This window comes from Aeromicrobium sp. (genome assembly GCF_014378035.1).
Taxonomy (GTDB): Bacteria; Actinomycetota; Actinomycetes; order Propionibacteriales; family Nocardioidaceae; genus Aeromicrobium.
The window spans coordinates 1-4,694 of the sequence record NZ_JACMOM010000037.1; the positions used below are offsets into that span (position 1 = coordinate 1).

Sequence of the window (4,694 nt, forward strand, 5' to 3'; positions counted from 1 at the left end):
GGCATACGCGCCCAGGGCGACAGTCGCGAGGAGGCCGACGAGCCGGTAGACGAACATGATGAACATCCCGGTGAGGATGTTGCCGATGATGGCGGCCTCGATCGACGCGGCGATGGCGACCTTGCCGTGCGTCGGCCCGGCGGTCCTCTGCTCAAGCACCTCGACGGGCACCGGGAGCGCCCCGCCCTTGATGAGCACCGGCAGGTCCTTGGCCTCGGCCTGGGTGAAGCTGCCGGTGATGCTGGTGCTGCCACCTCCGCCCGAGCTGCACAGCTCGGGCACGACACCCGGTGAAGAGATCACCTTGTCGTCGAGCACGATCGCGACACGGTTGCCTGCCTCGGTGTTGGCGCAGGCGTCGGAGACGAGCTGCTTCCAACCACTGCTGCCCTGCCCGTTGAACGCCACGTTGACGACCCACTGGCCGAGGCCCTCCTGCTCGGTCTGGGCGTCGGCATCCTTGACGCCGTTGCCATCGAGCAACGTCTTGCCGACCAGGATCGGCTGGCCAGACTCATCGGTCAGGAGTGTCTCACCGGCGGCGGCCTTCTGGCCCTCCGTCGGAATGCCGACCACCTCGTGGAACGACAGCTGGGCAGTCTGGCCGATGACCTTCGCTGCCTCGCGGGGGTCCTGCAGGCCGGGTAGCTCGATGATGATGCGTTTTTCGCCGGAGCGCGCAAGGGTCGGCTCCGCGACTCCGAGAGCGTCGACACGTCCGCGGAGCACCCCCAGCGCGCGGTCGGTGGACGCGGCGTCCGCCTTGACGCGGTCGGAGTCCTTGGTCTGCAGGACGATCTGGGTGCCGCCCCGCAGGTCGAGGCCCAGCTTGGCAGAGCTGGTGAGGGCAAGAAGGAGAGAGATGGCGACGACGGCGAATGCAGCGACGGCGCGCCACAGCGGGGCACGGGAAGGCATGGGTGAACTTTCGAGGGTGCGCCGGAGTCGGCGCGGACGGATGGGTGGGCGGCAGGCTCAGACAGCCGGCGGCGCCCGTCCGTTGGGGGTGACGTGCTCGCGTCCGAGGCGCATTACTGCGGCGTCGGTCGGGCTCAGCCCATCGACGCGGCCGACAAGGTCGGGGGAGTGCGGAGGGGCCGACGCGAGATCGAGATGAGGCACGGACGGAGCAGAGTGATGCCCACTCGCCGCGACAATGTGAGGTGTGCGGGCAAGATGGGGTGTCGCGGCCGTGCTGCCAGCAGCAGCGCTGCTGCGCTGTGCCGGGGCGACAGGCCGCGATGTACCGCCGGTCATGATCAACAGCACCGCGACGAAAGTGGCCGTCAGCGCGGCTGCAAGCCTGCGCGCTGAGGACGACATGAGCATGCGTCGATCGTACGTGACGGACACTTCGGGCAGAGAGTGTCGCCCCGCCACTCCCCCTGGGGAGTTGGCGAGGCGACAAGAAGGGGACGGCTGCGCACGCACTCCGTGACGTCAGCATGATGTGATCTGAGTCACATTCACGCCAGCTCAGGGCGCTCATCCCCGGGCATGGGCCTCGTGCTGCCTAGGCTGCGGGCATGACGTCCGAGCTTCGCCCCCTTGGCAACAGCGGCATCACGGTGCCTGTCGTGGGGGTCGGGTGCAACGCTTTCGGAACTCGGATCGACGTCGATCAGACACGGGCAGTCGTCGACGCGGCCATCGAGAATGGCGTGGCGTTCTTCGACACCGCCGATGCCTACGGGCTCGGTGAGAGCGAGGAGCTGCTGGGCAGGGCGCTCGCCGGACGGCGCGACGAGGCTGTCGTCGCGACGAAGTTCGGCATGGACATGCAGGGTCGCAGCGGTGACGACCACGGTCGTCGCGGTTCGGCCGCGTACGTGCGTTCGGCGGCCGAGGCGAGCCTGCGCCGGCTGGGAATCGACCACATCGACCTCTACCAGCTGCACACCCCCGACCCACTGACGCCGATCGAGGAGACTCTCGGTGCCCTCAGCGAGCTCGTCGGCGAGGGCAAGGTCCGCGCGATCGGCTGTTCCAACCTGCAGGCCTGGCAGCTCGTCGACGCGGCATGGACGTCCAAGACAGGCCACCTCGAGTCTTTCGTGACGGCGCAGAACGAGTACTCCCTCTACAACCGCACCGCCGAGGTCGAGCTCACGCCAGCCTGCCTCGCGCTGGGCGTCGGTATCCTTCCCTACTTCCCGCTCGCCTACGGTCTGCTCACCGGCAAGTACGGTCGGGACGTACCTGCTCCGTCGGGCTCGCGTCTCGAGGCGCAGGCCCAGCGGCTCGCCGATGCGGACTGGGACCGTATCGACGCGCTGCAGGCGTTCGCGGTCGAACGCAACATCTCGGTGCTCGAGCTGGCCATCGGCGGACTGGCGGAGCAACCCGGGGTCGCGAGTGTCATCGCGGGTGCGACGAGGCCCGAACAGGTGGAAGCAAACGCTGCGGCCGGCCGGTGGATGCCGTCGGAAGACGACCTCGACGATCTCGCGGAGATCGGCCGCCCGGAGCAGTCGTACACGACTTTCGCCGGTAACTGACTGTGCCGCGAACGTCGTGAGGTGTGCCCGACGGAAGAAACGAGGTCGCGTCGGGCTGGGAAGCGCCTCACGGCGCGTGGCCGCTCGAAGCGGCTAATTTTGGGACCCGGGGCTAACCAGCCCGACGCTCGTGCAAGCCTAACCGAGGCATCGTCCAACACAAGTCAGCACCAGCCGGACGGCCATCAGTGCAACTCGGAAGATCGCTCCATCTCGGCCGCGCGGTGCAGGTGCATTGCGGTGTCGACGAGCTTGGCGGCGCTGTGGGGGTCTCCCGCATCGAGCTGGGCCCGGCCGACACCGACGATGTGCGCGAAGGCGGCCGCGCGGTCGAGGGTCACATCGAAGTCGTCACCAACGATGCCCATGACGACGGTGTCGACAAGGGCGATGACCTCTTCGGGGCCGGGCGGGTCGACGACACCGGCGAGCACCTCGCGGACGGGTGCGTAGGCCTTGCCCTCGGCATACTCGCGCGCGGCCTGGTCGGGCTGACGGTAGACCCAGGTGCGCAGCAGGTAGAGGCGCCAGAGAGCGCCGGCAAGGCTGTCTGACGCGGCGTGCGACCAGAGGTCGGCGATGACACCGAGCCCCCCCTCGTCGGCCAGGTGCAGCACCCGGTCGACGAGACCCTGGTCGGTGTCGGTGCGCGGGCCACGCACGAGCAGGGTGGCAATACGGTGGCCCGCCGCCGCCATCTCGGCAGGGTCGGCCCCGCCGGCTTGGGCCTCGAACAGCGCCGCTCCGGGCAGCGAGGGTCTCTTGAAGTCGCTCATGACGCCGTCTCGATCGTGAGGGCGGCCATGATGGCGTCGACGTACGAATCGGACCTCGAGTCGCCGCAGGGTCTGGTGAGGCGGGTGCCGGGTGCGTACTCGAAGAGCATCCTGTTCATGGCGTAGGCAATCGTGAGGCGGTTGTCGAGGTCGTTGATGACGATCGAGCCGCCCAGACCACCCCAGTAGCAGCGCCGGCCCGCGGCAACCGATGGCATCGTGGCGGGTTCGGGCAGCGCCCACCCTAGGCCAAACGTGCTCTGCACGCCCAGCACGAGATCGATGCCGCTGGCCTGGACGTCGAAGATGCGCTCGATCGTGGCTGGCGACAGGAGGCGCACGCCATCAACCTCACCACCGTGCGAGATCAGCGACTGGACGCGGGCGATCGACCGGGCGTTGCCGTGCCCGTTGGCGGCCGGAATCTCGGCCCGGCGCCAGCGCTCGGTGTTGGCCTCGCGGGCGTTGACGAAAGGGCCGGTGAGCGTGCGCATCGCGATGCCAGCCGGGTCGATGGCTGTCAGGTCCAGGTCGAGCTGACGTGGCGGTGACACTGGCGACACACGCTTGTCGTCGTCCGGTCGGAGCCCGATGTGGAAGTCGGCCCCCAGAGGGCCGGCAATCTCTTTGGCGAAGAACTCGCCGACCGTGACACCGGTGATGCGGCGAATGACCTCACCGACGAGGTGCCCCTGGTTGAGGAGGTGGTAGCCCGACGCCGTGCCGGGCTCCCACCACGGCTCCTGCGCGGCGGGCATCGTGGTGGAGCGGGACCAGTCGTAGAGATCATCGACCGTGACGGGCTGCGCCCAGCCGGAGACGCCCGAGGTGTGCCCGAGAATCTGGGCGACAGTGACTCCTTGCTTGCCAGCAGCGCCGAACTCGGGCCAGTAATCGGCGACGGGGGAGTCAGGGTCGAGCTCGCCTCGGTCGATGAGCACCAGTGCGGCGAGGTTGACCATGACTTTGGTGATCGACCAGACGGGAGTGATCGTGTCGCGCTGCCACGTCGCAGTCTGCTCGACGTCGGACCAGCCGTCCCAGATGTCGACGAGCACCTCGCCGTCCTGGATGACGCACAGGCTCGCACCACGTTCGATGCCATCGCCGACGTGGGCGTGCAGGAGGTCGGCAAGTGCCGTGAAGCGGGGATCGTAGCTCCCCCGTACCGCCGCGTTCATGCGACCACGTTAGCCGGGCACACCCAGTCAGACGCTCTGAGCCTGCTTGCTCGGCGCGGGCGTTGAGGTGGGCTTGGGCTTGCGTAGGTAGAGCGTCAGCACGATCGCGAGATAGGACATCCACACGATGCCTTGCAGCCACGACGGATCGGGCTGGAAGTTGACGGTGCCCTGGAGGAGGGTGCCGTACCAGCTGTCGGGAGGGATCGTGGAAGAGATGCCGAAGATGCGGCTGCCGA

Annotated in this window: 4 protein-coding genes and 2 pseudogenes; 1 reads left to right on the forward strand and 5 read right to left on the reverse strand. The window is 68.2% G+C overall.

Features of this window, described 5'->3' with window-relative positions; translation table 11 throughout:
- Nucleotides 1-918: pseudogene (locus tag H7290_RS02280) on the reverse strand (protein translocase subunit SecD); the annotation flags it as partial.
- A 57-nt stretch (nucleotides 919-975) separates the two neighbouring features.
- Nucleotides 976-1,329 (reverse strand): hypothetical protein, encoded by a 354-nt coding sequence (locus tag H7290_RS02285; RefSeq protein ID WP_290512397.1) that lies wholly within the window; start codon nucleotides 1,327-1,329, stop codon nucleotides 976-978.
- Between the two features lie 197 nt (nucleotides 1,330-1,526).
- Here H7290_RS02285 and H7290_RS02290 point away from each other — a divergent pair, with 197 nt between their 5' ends.
- Nucleotides 1,527-2,498 carry an aldo/keto reductase gene (locus H7290_RS02290; protein WP_290512398.1) on the forward strand — a complete coding sequence of 324 codons (972 nt, stop codon included), beginning with the start codon at nucleotides 1,527-1,529 and terminating at the stop codon, nucleotides 2,496-2,498.
- A gap of 185 nt (nucleotides 2,499-2,683) precedes the next feature.
- Here H7290_RS02290 and H7290_RS02295 read toward each other — a convergent pair whose 3' ends face one another.
- The 3 genes and pseudogenes from H7290_RS02295 to H7290_RS02305 all read right to left on the reverse strand — a co-directional run.
- Nucleotides 2,684-3,274 carry a hypothetical protein gene (locus tag H7290_RS02295; protein ID WP_290512399.1) on the reverse strand — a complete coding sequence of 197 codons (591 nt, stop codon included), beginning with the start codon at nucleotides 3,272-3,274 and terminating at the stop codon, nucleotides 2,684-2,686.
- Nucleotides 3,271-4,455, reverse strand: a complete 1,185-nt coding sequence (locus H7290_RS02300) for a serine hydrolase (RefSeq protein ID WP_290512400.1) — start codon at nucleotides 4,453-4,455, stop codon at nucleotides 3,271-3,273. Before H7290_RS02300 ends, H7290_RS02295 begins: the two co-directional genes overlap by 4 nt.
- 27 nt (nucleotides 4,456-4,482) lie before the next feature.
- Nucleotides 4,483-4,694 (reverse strand): annotated as a pseudogene (locus H7290_RS02305) (iron transporter); the annotation flags it as partial.